The following is a 21,486-nucleotide window of genomic DNA, read 5'->3' as shown; positions in this document are numbered from 1 at the left end:
AACTGACGTCGGACGCTACTCAGTTACGTCCCCGTTTTCCTCGGCTTCAGTTTCCGTGTCTTGGCTATTCTCATCGTTCTCATTAGATTTGGCTGTAACCTCCCCGCTCTGTTCAATTTCGTTCTCGTCGAAAACACGGTTCAATTCGTCAGCAGCGTCCTGTCGGAACCTGTTAGCGTCGGACCCCAGAGATATTCCCACCGCGACACCAGCCTGTTCAAGCGAGAACTCTGGTCGGTCTGTGGGCTCGTCCCGTTCCGGAATCGGGACGCTGGGTGTACGGCCGGTGTTTTCGGGTTTACCGGGGTTAGAATCAGGATGCTCGTTGAACCGAGCGAGAGCGAACTCCCAGGACTCTGGGGGGGAAGCCTCGTTGTGATGCGACGCAGAGATGTCTGCGAAGCCGCACGATTCACAGACGATAGCTGTCTGGTCAGCGGTCGCAAGCGTATACGTGCTGAGATCGGATTCGCAGCGGGGACACCGCATACTAGACCATGCGTGCCTCTGCTATACAATGGTTCCGTCAGTTATCGCCGTCCAGGGAACGAGTTATGAGATGGGCGACCGATATTGGAGGTGATGCCGGAGATCGAGATTACGGACACACAACAGGATGACTTGACGACGATTCGGGAGGATCTCGAAGACGCGTTCATCGAGACGTACGGGCACATTCGTACGCAAGATGTCGTTGACTACCTCCTCGATACATACACACCGCCGGACCAGCTGGAAGACGAGCAAGGCCTGAGCCGTACCGACTACGAGCGACTCGCCTCGGCTGAGTATCCGGAACTCCAACACATCGCCTCCGAGGTGCCAGACGTTCCCGGTAGCGGTATTGAGGCCGACGAGATGCGAGGGAAACTGCTCGCAGCACTTGGAACGAGTGAGCTTGCGGATCGCCTCGCGGATATCGAACCTGAAAAAAGAGCGAACGAGGGGGGCGAGGAGGCGGCCGCCGGCCCAACTAGGCCGGGGAACACGCCAAACGACGGACGTGACGTCGCACAGAACGGTACGCCGACACAGACCACACCGTCATCCGATACCATCGAAAGCGCCGACGCGGCCGAGTCGAACGCGGCAGTTGACGACACTCCGAGTGATACTCTTTCCGCTGCCAACCGTTTGCTAACCGAACATGACGAGAAGTGGACCCGGTCAGACGAGACCGACGAACCATACGAAGTCACACTTCCCGACGGTTCAACGGTGAGCGCCCGGACGAAAGACGACGTCCGAAAACTGCTGTTTCAAAACTACTGAGTACGCTCTCCTCGCGAAAACACTGTTTGACGTCGACCATCCCTCACGAGGGTACGTCCCATCGAGCACCTACGACTCACCATCCGATACGTCCTCGAGGTAGCCGACCCGACACTGTGGGCAAACGTCACCGGGAAAGAACGACGATTCACTCGCGGGGAGTTCGAACTCACACCTCGGACACTGATACGTCGGAACCGAGTCGCTTGTGGTATTCTTTGAGCGGTCCGCCGTATACGACTGCCCGTCTCGACCGTTTCCAATACCCGGTTCTTCGGCGGTTTCAGACGACGGTTCTGCCGTGTCTGTAGCAGCATCATCAATGAGGACTGCATCGTCGTTACTTGACGGCGTGTCGCTGTCGTCATCTGGTTCCTGTGTCTCCGACAGTATCACGGCGTCATCAGTCGTTTCCAGAAGCGCCGATTCGGTCACCGCCGGTGACTCGTCACTCGCCTCCGCATCTGGAGATGTTTCTGCCACATTGTCTGACACGGCCATCGTTGATGCGGGTGGTTCGGTCGGTTCCGTTTCGTCTGCTGCCTGCACCGGGTCTCTCGCTTCGGTCTCGACCTCCGCGGTCTCTCTCACCCCTGCTGGTCCCTTGTTTTCGGTTCTGTGTTCGACTTCATCCGACCGCTCGCCATTCGCTTTCGATTCCTCTGTGGTGGATATCAGGCCTTGATTCTCAGAGATATCTCGGATATGCTCACAGCGCTCGCAAGACTTGTATTCCCGAACAGTTAGAACAGTGCCCCGCTTACCTTCGTCGTACGACTCCTCTATCGTCGACTCCCCGAAGTCGTGTCCAAATAGCTCACAACGCAGTCCCATGCATGGCCATTTACGTCGTACGATTAAGAATGTATTCACCAGCAGTGACATCTTTGTCGCGTTAGCCGCGGGCGGGAACGTGTCTGTGACCAGCCTCGCCCCGTCGCTAAAGTAGTTGTCAAACCCGTTTACTTGCGCTCAACCCCATATTGATTCTGGAACCACTATGAGGAGAGCAAGGAAGACAACGAGGATACCGAGACCAAGTATTCGCAGTACCCCTGCCGAACGTTGTCGGCTCGGAGGAAGAGATTCGGCTAATCCAGAGAACGCAAACGCGATACCCAAAAAGAGCATGTTGTGAGGGCCGTTGAGTACAATACCGAAATACGCCCACCCAAGGATGCAAATGAACGAGAAGAGTGAGAATAAGAGGCCCTTCCGTCGTCCGTCTGGTTCACGAAACAGCATCCGTTGAACTGCCTCCATACGTCCTACCAGAAGTTTGACCCGCTAAAGAGTTCCCCTGTGTTGACTGTAACTGAATTAGCATAGATCACTGCCGAGGATTTTAATAACCCCGGGAGTACGCGACAACAATGGGGTTTACAGAGACGTTCGATGCTGCAGAACCGACACATAGACTCGTCTCTCGGAATCTATCCGGTGTTAAGGACTGGGACGAACTCGGCGGTGTGACAGTCGAGAACCGGGCGATTCGCGTTCTGATGGGCTACGGAACCGTTGTCCACCTAGAGCTTGAGCCAAAACACGGTCAATTTGAGACGGTACAACGGGAGCTATAGGAGCCATTGAAAATCAATGCACACCTGATCGCACGACGGTAGTGCGATCAGTGTGTACATCGTTTCAATTGTTACTATAGTGCGGGTTCCCGACTCGAAATGTATGTTTGTCCGTTCGGATCACGAATTTCGAGCGTCGCTTCCTGAGGACCGGGTGGTGATTGAGTCAGTACTCGAAATCCCGGACGGTGATACTGACGTGTGGACGGACCGTCTGTTCTACTTCGACGAATTTGCAGTCTTGACCGACCAGTCGTGGCTGTATCGCTCAGTACCGCATGAGACCCATATCCGAGAAATCAACGCGGGTGGACACGAGGGAGTAATTGAGGAATTGAACGAGACACTCGATCCGGTACGAGGGTCGGCTGTTGTCCCGTTTGGCGGGCTTGTCTCTTGGACAACTGACGATACCACGTATGATTTGAAATGGGACTCGCTGTATTGCTCCAATAAAGAGAAGAGCGCATCATATGATTTGGAACGACTGAAGCAGGTGACTGTGCTGTTTTCTGAGGATAGCCTACGTCTCGATTGGAAGCCGGTATCCCAGGAGTCGTTACTTCGTCGAACGGTTTGGCGAGTCCTGAATCCGGAGAGTGCCACTCCACCAGCACACGTCGAGATTCCTGCCGGTGAAGACGGAGAGAAGATACTGGAGGCGTTCCGTCAGCTACGTGAGAAACTTGGATATGAATATAGCGTTGAGACTGCTTCGGATTAGCACTCCTGATCAGTTAGCATCAATAATTGGTTCGTCTGTACTGACCAGTTCATGCCACGAGTAGTTGTCCCAGAGTGGTGCCCTCCGACGGTCGGATTTTGTGGCCCTCTGCTGGCCGAGCGAGTATGATTCCGCCACAGATTGGTGTCGGCGTGATTGTTGCAACGCTTGAGCAAATCCGTCAACGCGGACACAGCGCTCACACGAACTCCCGAGACTGAGCCAACCTTTCCCGTACGACAAAAATATGACGACTTTGATTCTTTCTGAATGCTTGAAAGTGACATTATGAAAGTATATATGAGAAGGTAATAGTTTCTCCTGTAACCAGCGGAACCACCGATCAGCAGTTCTACCTGTAGGCCGTCCTCAGAGCGGCTATCCCATTCTGATGGGGTGGACAAAAGCGGGCTCTCATAAACGCTACGAGTCCGAAAAGATGCAATATTCTCCATAGCGGCTTTCTTGGGCCATGACAACGGATAACACAGAAATCCTTCTCAAAGGACTACAGCAAAACACGATGCTGAGCCTCTGTGTTTCTCGTAGGGAATACGAAACATCCCTGAGTTGTACTTCAACGAGTTGGGACCGATCTCTGATAGAACACTATGGAAATCGGACTGCTGTCGAATATATAAGCCAAAGTATAAGACAAAGAAACTCTCCGTTTTCATATGTTTGTGACACGATGAACCGAGCACCGCTGGAAATTGGCTTTAGAATTTCGCTTGCTGACACAACCCTCTAAACTAAACACTACCGGTTGACTGTCCACAGCAAGCTTACACTGCTTGCCGTTGAACTCAGTACTTCGGATATAGTAACAATTGAAACGATTTACACACTGATCGCACTGCCGTCGGGCGATCAGGTATGCATTGATTTTCAATGGCTACTATACGAACGTATCGGGTGACGCTACCGCGGCACCCTTCTACAGCGACAGCTCGACGTGGCCCACAACTCTCATTACCAAGTTGAACCCCTCACAGAGGTACTGGCTCCGGGAACCCCTCTTGACATATAATAAATAGTAAATCGAAGAAGTTTACTTTTAGGCCAGCCTAATATATTCATGCCGAAGGAGTCTCGAAAGGTAGTGACTGGAGAATACGACGTTGTTATTGTTGGCGGAGGAGTCGGGGGAATTACAGTTGGTGTTTTTACGAGTCGATACGGACTCTCCACACTAATCCTAGATCGTGGTCGGTCATCACTGGGCCGGATCGCACATCTGGAGAACTTTCCTGGCTTCCCTGCCGGAATCGATACGCCAACATTCCAGAAACTTTTGCACGCACAAGCCGAGCGAGTCGGCTGTGAAATCACGCGTGAGAAGGCTGTAGAAGCAACCCAGACAGAAGACGGCTTTCGTATTGAGACTGAAACGGGAGACGAGTATGCAACTGAATCGCTCGTCGCAGCGGCGAAGTACGGGCGACAGTGGCTCGAAACACTTGACGAGGGAGAATTTCTGGGGGACGACGGGGAAGTCGATATCAATTGGGAAGAGCACAAACGCTACGGTCGAACATCGGTAGATGGACTCTATTTTGCTGGTCGACTTGGGACGGCTGAGGACCAAGCTGTGGTCGCCGCAGGACAAGCGGGCGAGACTGCGCTCGGACTGATCCATGACGTGCGGCGTGATGAGGGCTTGCCCGAGGATCTCGCAACTCACTACACTGACTGGGTGTTCATTGAAGGGTCTGTCATCGACGGTGATTGGGAAGCACACGTCCGGAAGGAGTTCCCAGAACGGGTTGGAGACGCCGACCTCTCCGAGGCACGCTTCGATGAGCTACAGTCACAGTACGTCGAGCGGAAGGTGGAGCAAGCGATCTCACCATCCGAACAGCGCAAGCGACGTCGGGATGGTCACCAGCATCTCGTAGAGCACATCGACGACGATGCGGTACTCGAACGGGCCGAGGAGATCAAAGCGGAACGATCGTCTGGACTGGACGACGAGCAACAGTAGTTTGAGACCGGACTCTAGAAATCCCCGTTGACGATGTCCGCGACGCGCTGCCGGTCAAACAGTTTCGTGTCGTCCGTCACGTCCCCGAATACGCCGGGGTAAATCTGTTTCGCGGCCTGTTCGGTCAAAAACAAGTTGTGGATCGGTCCCTGATGGAGGTATCCGCCACGATAGACGCGACCGTTCTTGACGGCCGTCAGTTGGCTGCCGACTGGATGATCTTCCATATATGCGAGGATGGTATCTCGGAACTCCTCGACCGACATCTCGGCGAAATTCCGGAACAGAATCACGTCCGGGTCCAAATCGAGTAGCCCTTCGTAGTCGAGGTCCATGTTCCCCGTAGTGCTCTGATTCTCGATGTCCGTCCCGCCGAGTGCGTCGCTCACGCCGAGGTCACGCCACTGCTTCTTACTCGTCCCCTGGTCGTTGAGCCGATACGGTGTGAACTCATCTGGTTCCTGCGTGACACCGTACGTAAGGAAGACATTCGGTCGCTCATCGGCTGTCGGGAGTTGGCTCTGTATGTCCGCGATGAACTCGTCGTGGAGTTCTTTGAACGCCGCATAGCGCTCTTGTTCTTGGAACACCTGTGCGACCTTCTCGAAGGCCTCGTACAACGTGTAGTATCGGTAGTCGTGCCAGTCGTCCGATCTACGGAAGATCAAGTTCCCCACGAACGGGGCAACGTTCGTGGTGATTTCCTCGATGTCCGACTCGTCCCAGTCGAACCAATTAATGAGCATTTGCGGATCGTATAGGTGGACATCGTTGTCAAGTTCGTAGAATTCTTCCTTTGTCCGGACCTCTGGATAACTCTCGATAGGTTCGGTATCGATCTCCACGCCTGGTATTTCGTTGTACAGATGTGTGTAGTATCGGTCAGCGCCTCCGATACCGGTCATGCCGTCGGCTTGGCCCAGTGCGACCCCCATATCAGCGTAGCTACCGTCGTAGGCAATCCACTGATCAGGAGTTGAGTCGAACTCTACCTCACCCATCGGTTCCATCGTTACCGAATAGTTAGTAGATTCAGTAGCGGTCTCAGTTGATTCCTCCGTTGTATTATTGGCCGGAGTGGATTGAGAGTCAGATCCAAATACACCGGCACAGCCCGCCAGCAATCCGCTACCTGTAGCAACTCCGCCGTACTTGAGGATATCCCGCCGCGTTGGTGTTTTCTGGGAACCGTTATTGTCGTCCATACTTTTAGGCCAGCCTAATCTCACTTAACGTTGGCGTTTTAGGACGGCCTAAAAGGCGTTGTGAGTGGATTCGCTATTTCGACGTAGACCGACTCGTCATCTAAAGTCGAATCCAGTTCGTCATATCCCTCGAACCTCGTAAACAGGTTCCCCTTGCATGGTATTTGATCGCTGTCGAGTAGTACTGAGAGAAGGTCAGAAGTTGCGGGCTCGATCTCCACAAGAGACGCTATCTCTTCGCGGAGAACCTTTAACAGCGTAGTTTCATCAGCAGCCCGGCCGACGCCCAGTGCGTTAATCACACCGAATGCATTGTTGATGAATAGATAGTATCTCAGGCAACGGTCAATAATTTCGTCGGAGCAAACGGTTTCTACCCGATTTTCCAAGCCGGGAATCCAGCTATCGACCAGATCGTACCGTGATCTGGGGAAGCAGTATCCACCGTTGTCTCGATAGAACCCTTCCTTTGGCCAGCCGTCCTCATCCAGTCGAACTACAGTGTTTTGCTGATGAGCTTCCAGTCCGACACCAAGCTTGAAGTACGACCACACAACAGGGTGAATTACGGTTCTCAGATACTGACGGAACCACTCCCGGGCTACTTTTGACGCCGGACGACCCTCCCGCTGTGCTATTCGCTGGATGATCTGTGAGACCCACGGTGGCTCAGACGGTCGATCCTGACAGAGCGCAACGACGGTAGCAGTATTCTCTGTAGAACTCCCTCTAAATGGGTTTTCTCGAAGAATCATCTCGAACCCCGATTTGCTTCCGGAGCCGACATCGATTGTTGCAGCAGCAGCGTCTGCCAATATCGAGAACTGCGGATGAGCATCGCTGAGCCGATCGGCGTACTCTGTAGTGAGAAGCTCGGCAGCGGCGACTGCTAACCGAAGTTTCGACCGCGGTATTGTTCTCTCGGCGTTCGTTATCTCTATGGCTACCGAGGATTTGACCATATAGGGAGTTTCGGGGCTCCATAGCGTCCGAACAGAAGAGGTAGGATAGAATGTGGGACCGAATTCGCCAAGATCGATCAGGTGTCCCGTGTCGATTGCATCCGCCACGTATTGTCGTGAGCGTAGGGCGTCAGCCTGCCACGGATGGACGGGAATAAGTAACCTTCCATCGTTCAGAGCAGACGCCGCTCGCTGCGGAATCATACTGTTCGCTTCGCGGAGTCCCGACGAGATCCACTGGGTTGCACTCTCGTCGTGTGCCGACCATTGTGAAACGATCTCGGCATCAGCGGCAAAATAGTCGAGCTGAAACGAACCACGGAGTTCCGGTGCATACTCGGCAACCTCGTGCTCCGCGATTCCCTCACGGCTCTTTGGAGTCGGATGGAGGAGGTGACCGTAACAGAGCGACTGTTCTGCTCGAATGAAAGTGGGGAGTTTCTCCAAGTGAGCAGCGTTGTCACTGCGTTCACGAATGAATCGCTCTATTTCGCGCTGTGAGACAAGGATACGTCGCAGTAAATCGGTCGCCTCGGTCGTATCTGCTCCCGTTGACAACATAATCTCGCGGCGGATAAACGCAGCCAGCGTTCCAGCGTCTACTGTAGAAGTCTGGCCCTTTTGACGGACGTGTATCGGAAGGTCAAATATGTGTCGACCGGTTTCAGAGTCGTATCGAAGCGCTGCAAACACCGCAACCTCCTGTTGTGTGAATGGTACGTAAAGGATGGATTCAGTACTGTGAACCGACATGGGCGCCTCCACACCGGAAATAATCCGTCCATTACCAGTCTCCCGGTGATAACAGTTCAGTAGTGCATGCAGGGTAGCTGATTCAGCGTGCTCTGCTGGCGTTTTGCAGTTTGCTCCGAGCCCCTGTGACCTCTTCTTGTCGCTCATAATTATACTCCGGCTGTTTCGTCTATCGCCGCTTCGACGGCTTCGGTGAAACGAACGGCAATCTTGTTCACTTGGTTCTGGTCGATAGTGAGTGGTGGCAGGAACCGTGCGACAGCTGAGTCACGGCCACCGGTTTCGATGACGAGTCCGCGATCAAAACACTCCGCCTTCACCGTCGACGCAAGTTCGCTGTTTGGCGGGGGAACCTCTCCATCGTCAGTGTCCGCCGTCTGGTCGACAAACTCTACACCGAGCATCAACCCACAGCCACGTACGTCACCGATCGCATCGAAGCGAGCGTTTAGCGAGTCGAGTCCCTCTCGAAGCTGCTCGCCCATCTTCGCTGCGTGCTCGTCAAGGTCGTTCTCTAATACGTGCCGTATTGTTACTCGGCCGGCGGCCATTGCGAGCTGGTGCCCGCGGAACGTTCCGGCATGAGCGCCAGGTTCCCACACGTCGAAATTCTCATCGTAGACAACAAGCGCCAGTGGGAGACCGCCGCCGACCGCTTTCGAGCAGGTAACGATGTCCGGAGTGATTCCTGCGTGTTCGAACGCCCATGTCTCACCAGTGCGGCCCAGACCGGTCTGTATCTCGTCAACGATCAGCGGAACGTCGTTTTCACGCGTCATTCGGCGGAGCTTCCGCATCCACTCGTCGGGTGCCGGATTGACGCCGCCCTCTCCCTGAACGGGTTCGACGATCGCCGCCGCCGGGTCGGTGACGCCGCTCTCGGAGTCAGCGATCACTCGCTCTACAAATCGGCTGACAGATTCGTGTTCACCTGCCTTCAGCCCGAACGGATGACGGTATGGGTCCGGGTATGGTAGGTGGTGGACGCCTGGCATAAGCCCCGGAACTGCCTCTTTCGCATCGGTGTCTCCCATAAGGCTGAGAGAACCATTAGTCATCCCATGATACCCGCCCTGAAAGCCGAGGACGCTTCGGTTGCCGGTCGCAGTTTTCGCCAATTTCAGTGCGGCCTCGACGGCGTCAGTTCCTGCCGGGGAGCAGAACTGTACTTTTGCCGTGTCCGAGAACTCGTCCGGGAAGCTCTCGAATAGCGCGTCCACGAACGCTTCCTTCTCCGGGGTCGTGATATCTAATGTGTGGAGGGGCCGGTCCTCGGCTAGCACTCGCTCCACCTCCGAAACCACGTCTGGATGGTTGTGTCCGAGGGCTAGCGTCCCGGCTCCAGCCAAGCAATCGATGTACTCGTTTCCGTCGGCGTCGACAAGTATCGCTCCTTTGGCTCGTGCGACTGCGAAGGGAAGTGTTCGCGGATACGTCCGCGCGCTGGACTCTCTATTCTCTTGGCTCTGCCGTAGTTGGGTATTAGATTGCTCGTATCTTCGGTGCGGGATTCTCCCTGAACGGCTGGATTCTCGATGCATGCGTGTTTTAGGCTAGCCTAAAAACACAAAAGCCTGTCGGGGGATTGAACAATGGCGGTGAAATCTGACAGTGGTAATTCTATTCTACATCGTTACAGTGAATCAGGTGGCAAGGGTCTGTCTTAAGCGGTAAGAGCCTAATACACGCTTCGTAGGTGCTCCATCTCCCACGATTGTGCGCTGTCGTACGCGAACTCACGCCAGTGACTGCGTTTTACCTGTATATATGTTTCGAACAACGCGTCACCGAGCACGTCCCGCAACACGTCGTCGGACTCAAGTTCGTCAAGCGCCTGGCCAAGCGTCCGGGGCAATCGCTCGACACACTTTTTAGACCGCTCCTCCGCAGTGAGATTCCCTGGATCAACGGAGAGTGGTTCGGGAACCTCCAGACCCCGATCAACACCGTCGTATCCAGCCCCGAGAAGTCCCAGCAAGCAGAGATAGGGGTTCACCGCATTGTCCGCACCACGGAATTCCAGTCGTAACGAGTTCCCACTCTGATCGCCCGCGGTAAGCGCCGGGACGCGAACCAAAGCCTCTCGGTTCTCCTGTCCCCAGCAGACGTACCCTGCTGCACCGTTCTGCGGTCGTAGTCGGGCGTACGAGTTGGCAGTGGGGGCTGCAAGGGCTGTAAGTGCTGGTGCGTGCTCTAGCACACCGGCAATGAACTGCTTGCCTATCCGGCTCAGGCTCCCCTCCCCAGAGTCGTAGAACTGGTTCGTCTCCCCATCCCAGAGTGAAACATGAAGGTGGCAGCCATTCGTCGCGTTATCAAACGGCCTAGGTAAGAACGTGGCCCGGTATCCATCAGATCGGGCGACGCTGTCGACCGTCTCACGGACGAGGACGTGCTCATCGGCCGCACGGAGTCCAAACTGGTGACCTGTCACGATCTCGTGCTTTCCGGGGGCGTACTCTGGATGGTACTTTTCCACAACGACGTCTTGTTCCTCGAGAGCATCGATAGCTCGGAGGATCGTCCCGTGTGTTTCGCGCGTGCTTTCTGTGAGATACGCGCCGGGCGAACCGATAGTCTGGTCGCCGCCTTCTGGGTTCCGCTCGAACAGATGGAACTCGCTCTCGAAGGAGACTCGTGGCGACAAGCCTTTACTCTCGAGGGTGCGCGAGAACGAACGGAGGGACGAACGAGCGTCAATAGTCCAGGGATTCCCGCCGAGCGTTTGTATGTTGCAAAACATTACTCCTGTTCGCTCCGCGTAGGGAAGGGCTCGAAACGTGTCTGGGTCCGGACGGAGCCGAACTTCCCCGACAGTCGTGAGATGTCCGTCCTTGTTTCTCCGCCCGACCGCGTTGTACATCTGAATCAACTGTGATACGGTCGTTCCGTTCTCGATTGCTTCGTCCAGTTTAGCCGTGTCAACAGTTTGCGCGCGAACTGCGCCGCTCTGTGTGACGAAGAGCAACCGAACAAGGTCGATATCTTCCTCTGCACATCGGGACTGGATAGCTGGTTCTTTTGTCATCAGCACTCCTCGATAGGAGATGTTATTAGGCTAGCCTAAAAAAGTAGGCGCTGTAGTGTGAAATGCACGATGCTATAGTAACAATTGAAACGATTCAAACACGATCGCACTGCCCTCGTGGATCAGGTGTGCATTGATTTTCAATGGCTACTAGCCGTCCATACAACACACCGTTCTTGCAGGACAAGGTTTATATATAATTTAGGCTAGCCTAAAACTAGGCGATTACGATGTTCGTACTCAGTCACTGCAAGAGCGACAGACGGATTGCAAACACAAAGAGCGGGGAGTACAGATAATGGAGTACTCAGACACGGTACGCTCCACATTCGGAAGCGACCACTGGAAGCGGGCGAACGAGGCTATGTTACGGAAGATATTTGCGGAGTTCACCCGCGAGGGCCTTTTAGCTCCGACGGAGACACGGACCGTCCCCGCAGAATCCGACGAGCCCACCGGGGAGTGGACTCGATACGTGATACGTTTGACAGGTGGTATCAAGTACCAGTTCGACGCGCATCAGCGCGCACTCGGAACCTATCGAATCCGTCGTGACTCGATCATTCGACGTGACGGTCTTGCAGGGACTGAGCCGGAGCCGGCAGACGACCCGATTCAGTTCCTGGTCGACGCCCAGGCGTATTTGGGAACCAGCCAGACGACTCTCGCACGCCTCCTCAGAGAGTACTACAACACACTCGTCGCCGACACACACGTTCGCGCGTCGAAAGATAACCGTGAGCATGAATCGATTCTTGACCTCCCCTACGCAATGGTCGAAGGAGAACTGGAAGGACATCCCAAGTACACGTATAACAAAGGCAGGGTCGGGTTCGATTACGACGACTATCATAAGTACGCCCCCGAGGCGAAACGTAAGCGGACACTCTCCTGGGTCGCGGCACATGAGAATCGGGCCACGTTCACGTCGGTTGCTGGGATATCACAGAGAGAACTCCTTGAGAACGAACTGGGGGACCAGTATCAGGCGTTCAGGTCACGGCTTTCGAGTGACGGGCTCGATCCGGACGACTACGTTCTCTTTCCTGTTCACGACTGGCAGTGGACGGACAGCGTTATCCAACTGTTCGCTGGCGACATCGCGGACGACTTGCTCGTCCCTCTCGGTGAAGGTCCCGATACGTACCTCCCGCAGCAGTCCATTCGTACGTTCTCAAATGTCTCGAATCCCGAGAAGAAGCATGTGAAGCTCCCCATACGCGTGCTGAACACCAACGTGTACCGTGGGATACTCGGTGAGCAAGCTGAAGCCGCCCCTCGAGTGACCGAGTTCGTACAGTCAATTCTAGACGACGATCCGTATCTTCGAACCAATTGTAACCTCGTCCTTCCCGGAGAAATCGCAGGTGCGAACTACGAACACCCCAAGTTCACCCAACTCGAGGACGCTCCGTACCAGCTTCACGAGCTGCTCGGGTGTGTCTGGCGAGAGAGCGTCACGTCCTCAGTAGACGCCAGCGAGTCCCCGCTAGCTCTGGCTGCAGTGTACGAGGATGACTTCGATGGGACGCCGGTCGTGGCAAAACTCGTCGATCGGTCGGGGATGACACCGGAGACGTGGCTCACCGAGTTTCTGGAGACTCTGCTGAATCCAATTCTACACTGTCTCTATCGCTATGGTCTTGTATTTATGCCGCACGGTACGAATGTCGTCCTGATACTGGAGGACGACGTTCCCACCCGGATTGCGATCACGGACTTCGTTGACGAGGTTGCGGTCATAGACCGGGACTTCCCTGAACTGATCGAGAAGCTCCCCGAAGAACTCCGCGACGATGACCGATACACGCACAGTATCGTGAAGCGGAAACCACCGATTCTCCTCTGTCATCGAATCGTGGGAACGCTGTTCGACGGTGTGTTCCGGTTTGTCTCTGACGCGCTGGAGCGAACCCACGGACTCACCGAAACAGCCTTCTGGCAGCACGTTCGGGACACCATCGAGAACTACCACAAAAAGTTCCCGAGATACGAGGATCGGTACGAAGCAATCGACCTTTTTAGACCTCGGTTCCGGAACTACTGTCTCAACCGGAATCGGTTGCTGGATCACGGCTACACGAACACCAATACGCGCCCGAAAGTACGCCATCACGGTACCGTTCCCAACCCACTCGCTGAGTTCACATGATACGCATTGACCAGACTTGCGAGAACCAAGAGTTCAATAGCAGCAGCGTTTTGAATACATGACAGAGGAGAACACAGGTGGGGACGGGTCCACTATCGACGAACTCGGACGGGACATCGAACAGCCTCTCCGTAGTCTGTTCGTTCGATATGGACGGACGAAGCAGCGACGGTTAGCACTCGGATTGTTCGCCAGTGTCGTCTCACGCGGAGCAGGGCTCGTCACGCCGATAGTTCTGGGAACAACCATCGACGCCGTCTTTAACAATGAGGGAGCGTATACACTTCCTCTCGTCCCCAGTGCCTGGTTGCCATCGGACGCAACGAGTCAGTTTTGGCTCTCAGCCTTGCTTGTTGGCGGGTCGCTCGTACTGGTCGCTTTAACGGCATGGCTCCGAGACTATATGATGAATGATTTCGCCCACGGTGTTATGTACGATATTCGAGCGGACAGCTACAGGAAGTTCCAAGAGTTAGACACGGTGTTTCAGGAGGAGGTAGACACTGGGGAGGTCATGTCCATCCTGAACAACGACACGACCAATTTGGAACGGTTCTTCGACAACGGACTTCAAGACATGGTACGGATCGGTGTCATGGTCGTCGGAGTTACGGGAATTCTTCTTCATCTCAACTACCAGCTCGCAGTGATTACACTGCTCGCACTCCCGCTTTTCATAGGTTTCACATGGTGGTTCACCCAGGCGGTCGAGCCACGATACGCCGGCTGGCGGTCGTCAGTCGGGCATCTAAATACTCGTTTGCAGAACGCGATCAGCGGCAGCCTGCTCGTCAAAACAGCGCCAGCAAAGGGATACGAGGCTAACCGCATCGATAACGCGGCGAAAGATCTGTACGACGATGCGATCAGTGCAATCAGATTGAGTGTTGTTTACCGGCCTGGCATGCGGTTTTTAACCGGATTGATACTCTTCGCAACGTTCGTCGTCGGAGGAACTTGGGTGTTCACCGGGCCACCAGGTCCGTTAACGGGTGATCTCACTGTCGGTACATTCGTCGTATTTATGTTACTCACCCAACGGCTCACCGCCCCACTCGCGAAGCTTTCCGATGTCGTCGACCGGTACGAGAACGCGAAAGCCTCTGGGAAGCGGATCTGTGGACTACTACGAGCACCCACGTACGTAACCGAAAATCCCGACGCAGCGGTGCTCGACAGCATCGATGGTCACGTCGAGTTCGATACAGTGTCATTCGCTTACGGGACTAATAATCCTCAGTCGAGCGCTGACGAACCTGTACTTGCTGACATCTCGTTCACGCTGAATCCGGGGGAAACCGTTGCACTCGTCGGCCCGACTGGTGCAGGAAAGTCGACGATAGCGAAGCTCCTCTTACGATTATACGATGTGACGAGCGGAGAGATACGAGCGGACGGGCACGATATTCGGGAAGTGACGCTAGGGAGCTTGCGCGAGTCCATCGGATACGTCAACCAAGAGCCATTCCTATTCGATGGCACGGTAGCGGAAAACATTCGATACGGGCAGTCACAGGCGAGTGACGAAGCCGTCCGACAGGCAGCACGAGCGGCACAGGCACACGAGTTCGTCGAGAATCTCCGAGACGGGTACGGGACAGAAGTCGGGGAACGCGGTGTGAAGCTCTCTGGGGGACAACGCCAGCGAATCGCGCTTGCCAGAGTATTCCTTCAGGATCCGGATGTCGTCGTTCTTGACGAGGCGACGGCGAGTGTTGACACGGAAACGGAACTGCTGATCAATCGGAGTCTGACTGAACTTGCGGAGGAACGCTCCACGATAGCAATCGCGCATCGTCTCTCAACGGTCTGTGATGCAGATCGGATACTGGTCATCGAAGACGGAGAGATAGTCGAGCGCGGCACCCACAAGTATTTGTTGGAGGAAGACGGGTTGTACGCGATGCTGTGGAGAATTCAGACTGGAGAGATGGACGAACTCCCCGAGCGTTTAGAGCGTCATGTTGCGACCGACTCTGTCGTAACTAGGTAACCGACCCTACCCAAAACGTCGCGTTTAGTCAAGGGTCAGGTAATTACTCTGGTGATCCGGGTCCGAGATCCTGCTTGGCGATGGGGAGAAATCGAACATCCCGCGGTCGTTGCAATAAGATTCCGTGGAACTACCGGCTCACAGGGGCGTTTTTAGCGACAGTGTCTGTTGGAGAAACCGCTAGAAAGAACCCTAGAACCGATTAAATCACCGTATCTTACAGGTGTACGCTTGTTATATCATGATGGTGGTGTTTATACTTGTAAATCCAGGCTATAGTATGCGGAAATATTGTATGTCATTACATAGCACCGGTGCAGCGTTTGGGTCTATTACACTATCGGCCACTGCTTCTCATCCATTACTAGTGCCCGAGAACGCCCCGTTTGCGTGCTTTAGCTGTCCCAACCCGGAAGACAAATAGTCCAGCCGCTAGGTAGGCAACCGCCTGCCCGACCAATACCCCACGGTCGCATACCGGAAGTTCCCACACGCGGAGTTCGCGCTTCCGTTCATCGGTCAAATAGTCATTACACACGACTTTGGCACTCGCGCTACCCTGCTCGTCAGCGATATCTTGAACATGTTCCAGTAGATCCTGCGTGGTTCGCGAATACGCGTCGTACCAGAATCGCCGGCCCATGTGCGGCTTCCGTGCGACGCCGTCGATCTCTTCTGGAACTCCGGCCGTATCGGTGAGGTCATGGATCCAGCCCCCGATTGTGGTTCCGTTGACGTGTCCGGTTTTTGAGCGCTCCGAAGGGGACAGATAGCCGTCGATGCGGGAGACGTGTACTGGACTTATGTCTCTACGGTGGTTGGTAAATTGTAAGTTGAGACTACAGGGGGTTTAGCGGGGCTATGATGCGTAGTTTCGAGCGAGCCGACGAGCGGTATCTGTTTCAGATCCCTCACCAAACGAGGATTCTCGTTGAACTAGAAACTAATCTGAGGCATTTCCGAGACTTTGGATAGTGTAGCCACTCAGACGCGGCGCTAACACGGAGAGAGCCCCTCACTATCCGATTCCCGTTTTCTTCTTCAACAGCGTCAGCGTATTGTCGGCTGTTACGATCGGCGAATGCTCGTATTCACCAGTCAATTCGACCTGTACCAGTAAATCGACTGCTCGCCAAATCGAGTACAACAGACACGCGAATGCGAAGTAGAAGAATCGGAGGCCAAAATCTTTCGATGTCGTAGCGGCCATGAATCACTTGATCGATTTGTAACCGCTTTCAATCTCCCACCGATACCCATACTCGGTGAGATAGGCGCTGCTGGTATTTGTCATGAATACCGAGTACTGCCGGTGATCATCATGTTCAGAGTCCTCCTTTCGTCGGTAGATCAGCGTTGTCTCGTGCCACTCGTTCTTCCCGAGATGGAGCTTGCGGTCGGTCTCGTATCGGTCCTGACCCCGCTGGAGCAGTCGCTTTGCTTGGGCTCTCTCGCTGGTCTGCATCCGCTTGGGCACGACATACGACAGTCCACGCTGGCTGAGCATCTCCAGAATGTGTTGGCTGTCGAACTCCCGATCCATCAGTACGTTATCGACGTGAACGAGGTCCTCGGCAGAGTTGAGCAAGTCTTCGACGATTTCCTTACGAGCCTCACCCTTCCGAACTGGTCTCGCATCCAGTACGATTGGGGCAGCGTTCCCGACCAGCTGGACTGTCGCCCACTGATAGGCATACTCGTCGGTCTTCTCCTTCGTGCCGATAATCTCGTCTTCGTGCCCAGTCCGATCCCCAGTAAATGGTTCGGCTTCCGTAATATCGATAGCAACGATCCCTGCTCGGAAGAACTCCTCCGTCTCTGCCACTTCACCCAGTAATCGATTTATGGCTCGTCGGTACATCTCCCGAATCTGTTCAATCGACAGGTCGCGGATGTGCTCGCGATGGGCGTGGCCCAACGGCGTTCGACCCCGGGTTGATTCGTAGACAAAACTCCGGGCTCCTTCGTTAGCAGCCAGCCCCTCACGAAGCTCTGAAGTGAATCGTTTGTGCCAACTGCGCCACAGCGTCGACTGGTCTGGGACCGTCTCGATCCCTAATAGCTCACGGAGTTCAGGATGGTGGGTGAGGTACGTGAGGAGTGCCGTTTCGTGGGTCCAGCCGTGAAGTTCTTTGAGCAGAAACAGTCGGAACAGTTGGGCCATTTCGTACTGAGTAGCTCCATAATACTGGTCATGTGGCCCAAACTCGACATACGCTACTGGGTAGTGAGATACGAACTCGTCGACGGAGTAGTGAGCCTCGTGGTCGAACCATGTGGAGGCAACGGTCCAGATGTCTTCTTCCAGACCGGCGAGAGAATTCCGGTCATAGAGTGGCGTCGAATCATATGCTGGCCATTCCGCGTATGACTGCTGTGCGATTCGTCGAAAAACACTGCGTTGAGAGTCAAAACTGGGAACCACTACGAGAGACTGGCCACGACAGACTCAAGAATCGCATTAACGGATCAGTTCATAAATATATAATATCGGCCCTATCGGTCGGGTTCAGTTAAGCGTGAAAACTGAGGCGAGAGTGATTTCAGCTGTCCATGGCAGAAATCACACGCCTCAGCGGATGTAGAGACTGGATTGATTTGGATTTTGTGGAGCGCGAGCGGACACCCAAGCCAGCGATGGTTGGGTATTCAAGCGCACGTTGCGGGGCTGTCGCTGTCGAATACCGTCGATTTACTCGACTCGCTGGGCGTCCAACGCAGTCGAAAGGCCGTCCATAATTGGGTTCACAAGGCAGATTTACAGCCCAAAGATGGTCGATCACCGGATCACATTGCGGTTGATGAGACCGTGATCCAACTCAATGATGAGAAATATTGGCTGTACGCCGCTGTCGTTCCATAAACGGATAAATTGCTTCATACGAACCTTAGACCAACTACAACGACGGTTCTAGCCCATTCGTTTCTCACCGAACTCAGTGAGAAACACGACGTCGACGACGCCGTGTTTCTCGTCGATGGCTCCAAATCGTTACAAGCTGCGTGTCAACGGCATAGCTTCGATTTCAGATACGAAAAACATGGAAATCGGAATGCTGTTGAACGTGTCTTCAGAGAGATAAAACGCCGAACTGTCTGTTTCTCAAACTGTTTCAGCAACGCCGAAGCAGAAACAGCCGACGATTGGGTCAAATCATTCAGCTTCGCATGGAATCAGCTTATCTGAACACGATGATTATTAGGCGGTTTGAGATTTTTGTTTGTGCCTGAAGCTTGTTTTTCCGCGGCGGTAATTCTTGTTTATTTCATCCCGTAACCCATCTTCCGCAGCTCGTCTGCGACTGTTCGAGAGGGATCGTTGCCAGCCAGGACGATGGCTTCGAGCACATCGATCTTGTAGACCGTTTCAGATTCGAAGGTTTCCTCCATCGCATCCACGACATCCTCAACATGCGCTTCGGCTTCCTCTCGCAGGAACAGATTTGCGTGACTCCGGCCGTCTTGGACGCCATCACGGCGGTACTTGTACGGGAGTGAGTTGCTGGAATGGCTTGCCTCCGAGGTCGTGTCGGATTCCGTCTCCGTATCCGTGGTGATGGGTTCGGTTTCGGGTTCGACCTCAGCTTTGTCGAGTTCCTCAGTGTCCTCTTCCTCGTCGAAGTCGTCCTCAAACGGTGAGCCAGCGCCGGATTTCATGCGTCGAACGCCTCCTCAATCTCCACTGCGAGGTCGTCGTACTTTTCGAGCGTCTCGTGCTCCCGATCGGGGACACGACGAACGCCCTTCTCGCCGTCCTTGTACGCCTCTTCGACCACCTGATAGGCAGTCGCCCGCGCGTCCCACATCTCCTGCATCAGTGACTCACGCTTCCGGAATACCGCCGGAACGTCGTACTTGACCTCCTCCTGCAGCGTTTCGAGATGTTGCTGCTGGCCCGTGGTGTCCCCGAACGCGACGGGGACGACTCCGAGTACGCCAACTTCGATGTCGAGGCTACCCTCAAGTCCGTCGACGAGTTGCTCCAGACCGTCGATACTGAGCGATCCTTTGCCCGAGAGTTCGACCGGAATGAGGACCGTTTGCGTAACCATGACCGCGTTATACAGTCCCTGGCCCTCGGATGCCTGCGGGTCGCAGATTATCGCGTCGTACTCTTCGTGGATACCGTTGCGACCGAGTAGTTGGTAGAGTTGCTCTTCTTCGACCCACTCGGCATCGGGATTCATCTGTTCCTCAGTCTCTTTGGCGCGACGCATCGCCGTGTCCAGGCCTGAGAGCATGTTGTGGGCAGGGATGACATCCAGATTGTCGACGCCTGTGTCCTTTCGAATGAGATCCTCGAACGGGCCTTTCGCCCGTCCAACCATATGCCGGACGAGGTTGTCAGCTTCGCCGTCATCGCGATCGTCGTCGACGCCGAAGACGTAGGAAAGCGAGGCCTCCTGCGGGTCGAGGTCGATAACCAGTGTTTTGAGTCCGTTTGACGCGTGGGCGTGGGCGAGATTTGCTGCGGTCGTCGTTTTGCCGACGCCGCCAGCCTCGCTATACACCGTATATGCCAGCATGTGTTACATCTGCGTGTTGCTACTACTAATAATTATTGTATGTTACTAATCCTCGTTACTAGTATTCGCTAATAACGGTAGTAACTATTTTTAGTGACTACTGTTAGTAGCTAATGTGAGTAATTAACATTTATAAATAAGATTAGTAACATTTGGTAGTACTGCATTGGAAGTGGTAGGGTATGAGAACAAATCAATGGCGGCGTGTCTGGCTAACCAACACAGACCCTATTTGGTCCGCTGTTGTTGGTTAGCGTATGAGCGACGAAGACTACGCCCACCAAGCCCTGTCGGTGCTGGAGCAAATCGACGTCGAGGTAATCGATCAGGACGCTCGGGATGCACACGACGACGCGGTCACCGCCGTCAACGAACTATAGTAGCCATTGAAAATCAATGCACACCTGATCGTACGACGGCAGTGCGATCAGTGTGTAAATCGTTTCAATGGCTACTATAGCCGAGGCGCTCGGGGAGAGCAAGACAGAGGACGCGGTTGCCGTCGACGCGCCCGAGGAGTGGGCCGAGGATGCGGACGAGTGGAACGAGAAGATCAACGAGGCGTACGAGGCAGCGGAGATCGCACGCCCGAAGGGCACGCTGACTGTGAAAACTATCGACGATCGGGAATACTACTACCTGCAGTGGCGCGAAGGCGAGCAGGTAAAGAGTCAGTACGTGGCGCCGGTTGGTCCGTCATAACGCGGTTTTGCTCCGGAAACAGTGATGTTTGAAATCGGTCAAACAATCGTTGCGGGTCTAGCTTGTTGTTAGGTGCGGGAGTTATCCCCGAAAGAGGTTCAACAGGGCAATAAATTCGATATCGGCACGTACATTCTACACTACTGGGTACACCTGCGAGAGGCTCAAATAGGAACGAAGGCAGAACCTGCCTCACTGACAACCTAGTTACGTAAGGACGAACGTGTAGAGTCGGGCCAAGCGTGGCTCTTCCAGCAGTTGTGCAATCGACAGCAGACCATTGATAGCCCGTTCTGGGTCTCCCGGCGGCTTTCGACATACAATTCATAATTCATGTATTGAGTAATAACGGGTAGGGCGATACCAACCAGCGAGCCAGTCACTGATAGTTGGATAATTACCAGCGTGCCACAGACGACTCACAGAGTGCGAAAGCTATCTGTTCATTGAGTGGGTCAGTTGCTTAGAAATACGGAAGGCCCACTCGAGAGAGATGCCTCTCTTCGATGAGTGAATAAGGTATGAATGGTGGCGGCGAACCGGATTTCCCAGAGGCTCGCGCACTCCAGTACTCCCCGGAACGCTGGCGGGCTTATCTTCCGTGT

At 54.4% G+C, this 21,486-nt stretch carries 16 protein-coding genes, 1 rRNA gene and 2 pseudogenes; 9 read left to right on the top strand and 10 right to left on the bottom strand.

The genetic code is table 11. From position 1 onward, the window contains the following. Positions 1 to 15 precede the first annotated feature (15 nt). Positions 16 to 489, bottom strand: coding sequence for a hypothetical protein (locus tag VI340_RS17910; RefSeq protein WP_336358881.1), 474 nt, complete (start codon positions 487 to 489; stop codon positions 16 to 18). A 93-nt stretch (positions 490 to 582) separates the two neighbouring features. Here VI340_RS17910 and VI340_RS17905 point away from each other — a divergent pair, with 93 nt between their 5' ends. Continuing rightward, entirely contained in the window at positions 583 to 1,272 is a 690-nt protein-coding gene (locus tag VI340_RS17905; protein ID WP_008308467.1) for a hypothetical protein, read from the top strand. A gap of 69 nt (positions 1,273 to 1,341) precedes the next feature. On the opposite strand, the gene VI340_RS17900 is transcribed toward VI340_RS17905, so the two are convergent. Beyond that, on the bottom strand, positions 1,342 to 2,157 hold the full coding sequence (locus VI340_RS17900; protein WP_336358880.1) for a DUF7093 family protein: 816 nt from the start codon (positions 2,155 to 2,157) through the stop codon (positions 1,342 to 1,344). 488 nt (positions 2,158 to 2,645) lie between these two features. Here VI340_RS17900 and VI340_RS17895 point away from each other — a divergent pair, with 488 nt between their 5' ends. From VI340_RS17895 to VI340_RS17880, 3 genes are all read left to right on the top strand, one after another. Further along, positions 2,646 to 2,852 (top strand): hypothetical protein, encoded by a 207-nt coding sequence (locus tag VI340_RS17895; RefSeq protein ID WP_049942843.1) that lies wholly within the window; start codon positions 2,646 to 2,648, stop codon positions 2,850 to 2,852. A 157-nt stretch (positions 2,853 to 3,009) separates the two neighbouring features. Next, positions 3,010 to 3,576 carry a hypothetical protein gene (locus VI340_RS17890; RefSeq protein ID WP_336358879.1) on the top strand — a complete coding sequence of 189 codons (567 nt, stop codon included), beginning with the start codon at positions 3,010 to 3,012 and terminating at the stop codon, positions 3,574 to 3,576. 1,078 nt (positions 3,577 to 4,654) lie between these two features. Continuing rightward, the gene (locus tag VI340_RS17880) at positions 4,655 to 5,560 is read left to right on the top strand and encodes an NAD(P)/FAD-dependent oxidoreductase (RefSeq protein ID WP_336358878.1); all 906 of its coding nucleotides are present in this window, start codon (positions 4,655 to 4,657) and stop codon (positions 5,558 to 5,560) included. Between the two features lie 14 nt (positions 5,561 to 5,574). On the opposite strand, the gene VI340_RS17875 is transcribed toward VI340_RS17880, so the two are convergent. From VI340_RS17875 to glnA2, 4 genes are all read right to left on the bottom strand, one after another. Continuing rightward, entirely contained in the window at positions 5,575 to 6,765 is a 1,191-nt protein-coding gene (locus VI340_RS17875) for an ABC transporter substrate-binding protein (RefSeq protein WP_336358877.1), read from the bottom strand. A 38-nt stretch (positions 6,766 to 6,803) separates the two neighbouring features. Beyond that, positions 6,804 to 8,627: an IucA/IucC family protein gene (locus VI340_RS17870; protein ID WP_336358876.1), complete on the bottom strand. Its 1,824-nt coding sequence runs from the start codon at positions 8,625 to 8,627 to the stop codon at positions 6,804 to 6,806. Positions 8,628 to 8,629: 2 nt separating this feature from the next. Then, the gene (locus VI340_RS17865; protein ID WP_049942993.1) at positions 8,630 to 10,021 is read right to left on the bottom strand and encodes a diaminobutyrate--2-oxoglutarate transaminase family protein; all 1,392 of its coding nucleotides are present in this window, start codon (positions 10,019 to 10,021) and stop codon (positions 8,630 to 8,632) included. A gap of 137 nt (positions 10,022 to 10,158) precedes the next feature. Then, positions 10,159 to 11,508: a gamma-glutamylputrescine synthetase gene (gene glnA2 / locus VI340_RS17860; RefSeq protein WP_336358972.1), complete on the bottom strand. Its 1,350-nt coding sequence runs from the start codon at positions 11,506 to 11,508 to the stop codon at positions 10,159 to 10,161. Between the two features lie 298 nt (positions 11,509 to 11,806). On the opposite strand from glnA2, the gene VI340_RS17855 reads away from it, so the two are divergent. Together VI340_RS17855 and VI340_RS17850 are read left to right on the top strand one after the other, a co-directional pair. Next, entirely contained in the window at positions 11,807 to 13,660 is a 1,854-nt protein-coding gene (locus VI340_RS17855) for an IucA/IucC family protein (RefSeq protein WP_336358875.1), read from the top strand. A gap of 58 nt (positions 13,661 to 13,718) precedes the next feature. Further along, positions 13,719 to 15,653 carry an ABC transporter ATP-binding protein gene (locus VI340_RS17850; RefSeq protein ID WP_336331116.1) on the top strand — a complete coding sequence of 645 codons (1,935 nt, stop codon included), beginning with the start codon at positions 13,719 to 13,721 and terminating at the stop codon, positions 15,651 to 15,653. A 1,018-nt stretch (positions 15,654 to 16,671) separates the two neighbouring features. On the opposite strand, the pseudogene VI340_RS17845 reads toward VI340_RS17850, so the two are convergent. Continuing rightward, positions 16,672 to 18,078 (bottom strand): annotated as a pseudogene (locus tag VI340_RS17845) (transposase). Positions 18,079 to 18,206: 128 nt separating this feature from the next. Here VI340_RS17845 and VI340_RS17840 point away from each other — a divergent pair. Next, positions 18,207 to 18,840 (top strand): annotated as a pseudogene (locus tag VI340_RS17840) (IS6 family transposase). Positions 18,841 to 18,914: 74 nt separating this feature from the next. On the opposite strand, the gene VI340_RS17835 reads toward VI340_RS17840, so the two are convergent. Together VI340_RS17835 and VI340_RS17830 are read right to left on the bottom strand one after the other, a co-directional pair. Beyond that, entirely contained in the window at positions 18,915 to 19,310 is a 396-nt protein-coding gene (locus tag VI340_RS17835; protein ID WP_008311451.1) for a hypothetical protein, read from the bottom strand. Then, positions 19,307 to 20,179: a ParA family protein gene (locus VI340_RS17830; RefSeq protein ID WP_008311452.1), complete on the bottom strand. Its 873-nt coding sequence runs from the start codon at positions 20,177 to 20,179 to the stop codon at positions 19,307 to 19,309. Before VI340_RS17830 ends, VI340_RS17835 begins: the two co-directional genes overlap by 4 nt. 257 nt (positions 20,180 to 20,436) lie before the next feature. Here VI340_RS17830 and VI340_RS17825 point away from each other — a divergent pair, with 257 nt between their 5' ends. Next, positions 20,437 to 20,559, top strand: a complete 123-nt coding sequence (locus VI340_RS17825) for a hypothetical protein (protein ID WP_336358874.1) — start codon at positions 20,437 to 20,439, stop codon at positions 20,557 to 20,559. 67 nt (positions 20,560 to 20,626) lie between these two features. After that, on the top strand, positions 20,627 to 20,881 hold the full coding sequence (locus VI340_RS17820) for a hypothetical protein (RefSeq protein WP_336358873.1): 255 nt from the start codon (positions 20,627 to 20,629) through the stop codon (positions 20,879 to 20,881). A gap of 526 nt (positions 20,882 to 21,407) precedes the next feature. On the opposite strand, the gene rrf is transcribed toward VI340_RS17820, so the two are convergent. After that, positions 21,408 to 21,486, bottom strand: a 5S ribosomal RNA gene (rrf, locus tag VI340_RS17810); the annotation flags it as partial.

This window comes from Haloarcula sp. CGMCC 1.6347 (assembly GCF_037078395.1).
Taxonomy (GTDB): Archaea; Halobacteriota; Halobacteria; order Halobacteriales; family Haloarculaceae; genus Haloarcula; species Haloarcula amylolytica.
The sequence above is the reverse complement of the archived record's forward strand: the minus strand, read 5'-3'. Positions and strand labels throughout refer to the sequence as shown.

What these genes read in the sequence shown, in the direction of transcription:
- VI340_RS17910 (WP_336358881.1), bottom strand. Translation starts at nt 489, where the DNA reads ATGCGGTGTCCCCGCTGCGAATCCGATCTCAGCACGTATACGCTTGCG.
- VI340_RS17905 (WP_008308467.1), top strand. Translation starts at nt 583, where the DNA reads ATGCCGGAGATCGAGATTACGGACACACAACAGGATGACTTGACGACG.
- VI340_RS17900 (WP_336358880.1), bottom strand. Translation starts at nt 2,157, where the DNA reads ATGTCACTGCTGGTGAATACATTCTTAATCGTACGACGTAAATGGCCA.
- VI340_RS17895 (WP_049942843.1), top strand. Translation starts at nt 2,646, where the DNA reads ATGGGGTTTACAGAGACGTTCGATGCTGCAGAACCGACACATAGACTC.
- VI340_RS17880 (WP_336358878.1), top strand. Translation starts at nt 4,655, where the DNA reads ATGCCGAAGGAGTCTCGAAAGGTAGTGACTGGAGAATACGACGTTGTT.
- VI340_RS17875 (WP_336358877.1), bottom strand. Translation starts at nt 6,765, where the DNA reads ATGGACGACAATAACGGTTCCCAGAAAACACCAACGCGGCGGGATATC.
- VI340_RS17870 (WP_336358876.1), bottom strand. Translation starts at nt 8,627, where the DNA reads ATGAGCGACAAGAAGAGGTCACAGGGGCTCGGAGCAAACTGCAAAACG.
- VI340_RS17865 (WP_049942993.1), bottom strand. Translation starts at nt 10,021, where the DNA reads ATGCATCGAGAATCCAGCCGTTCAGGGAGAATCCCGCACCGAAGATAC.
- glnA2 (WP_336358972.1), bottom strand. Translation starts at nt 11,508, where the DNA reads ATGACAAAAGAACCAGCTATCCAGTCCCGATGTGCAGAGGAAGATATC.
- VI340_RS17855 (WP_336358875.1), top strand. Translation starts at nt 11,807, where the DNA reads ATGGAGTACTCAGACACGGTACGCTCCACATTCGGAAGCGACCACTGG.
- VI340_RS17850 (WP_336331116.1), top strand. Translation starts at nt 13,719, where the DNA reads ATGACAGAGGAGAACACAGGTGGGGACGGGTCCACTATCGACGAACTC.
- VI340_RS17835 (WP_008311451.1), bottom strand. Translation starts at nt 19,310, where the DNA reads ATGAAATCCGGCGCTGGCTCACCGTTTGAGGACGACTTCGACGAGGAA.
- VI340_RS17830 (WP_008311452.1), bottom strand. Translation starts at nt 20,179, where the DNA reads ATGCTGGCATATACGGTGTATAGCGAGGCTGGCGGCGTCGGCAAAACG.
- VI340_RS17825 (WP_336358874.1), top strand. Translation starts at nt 20,437, where the DNA reads ATGAGCGACGAAGACTACGCCCACCAAGCCCTGTCGGTGCTGGAGCAA.
- VI340_RS17820 (WP_336358873.1), top strand. Translation starts at nt 20,627, where the DNA reads ATGGCTACTATAGCCGAGGCGCTCGGGGAGAGCAAGACAGAGGACGCG.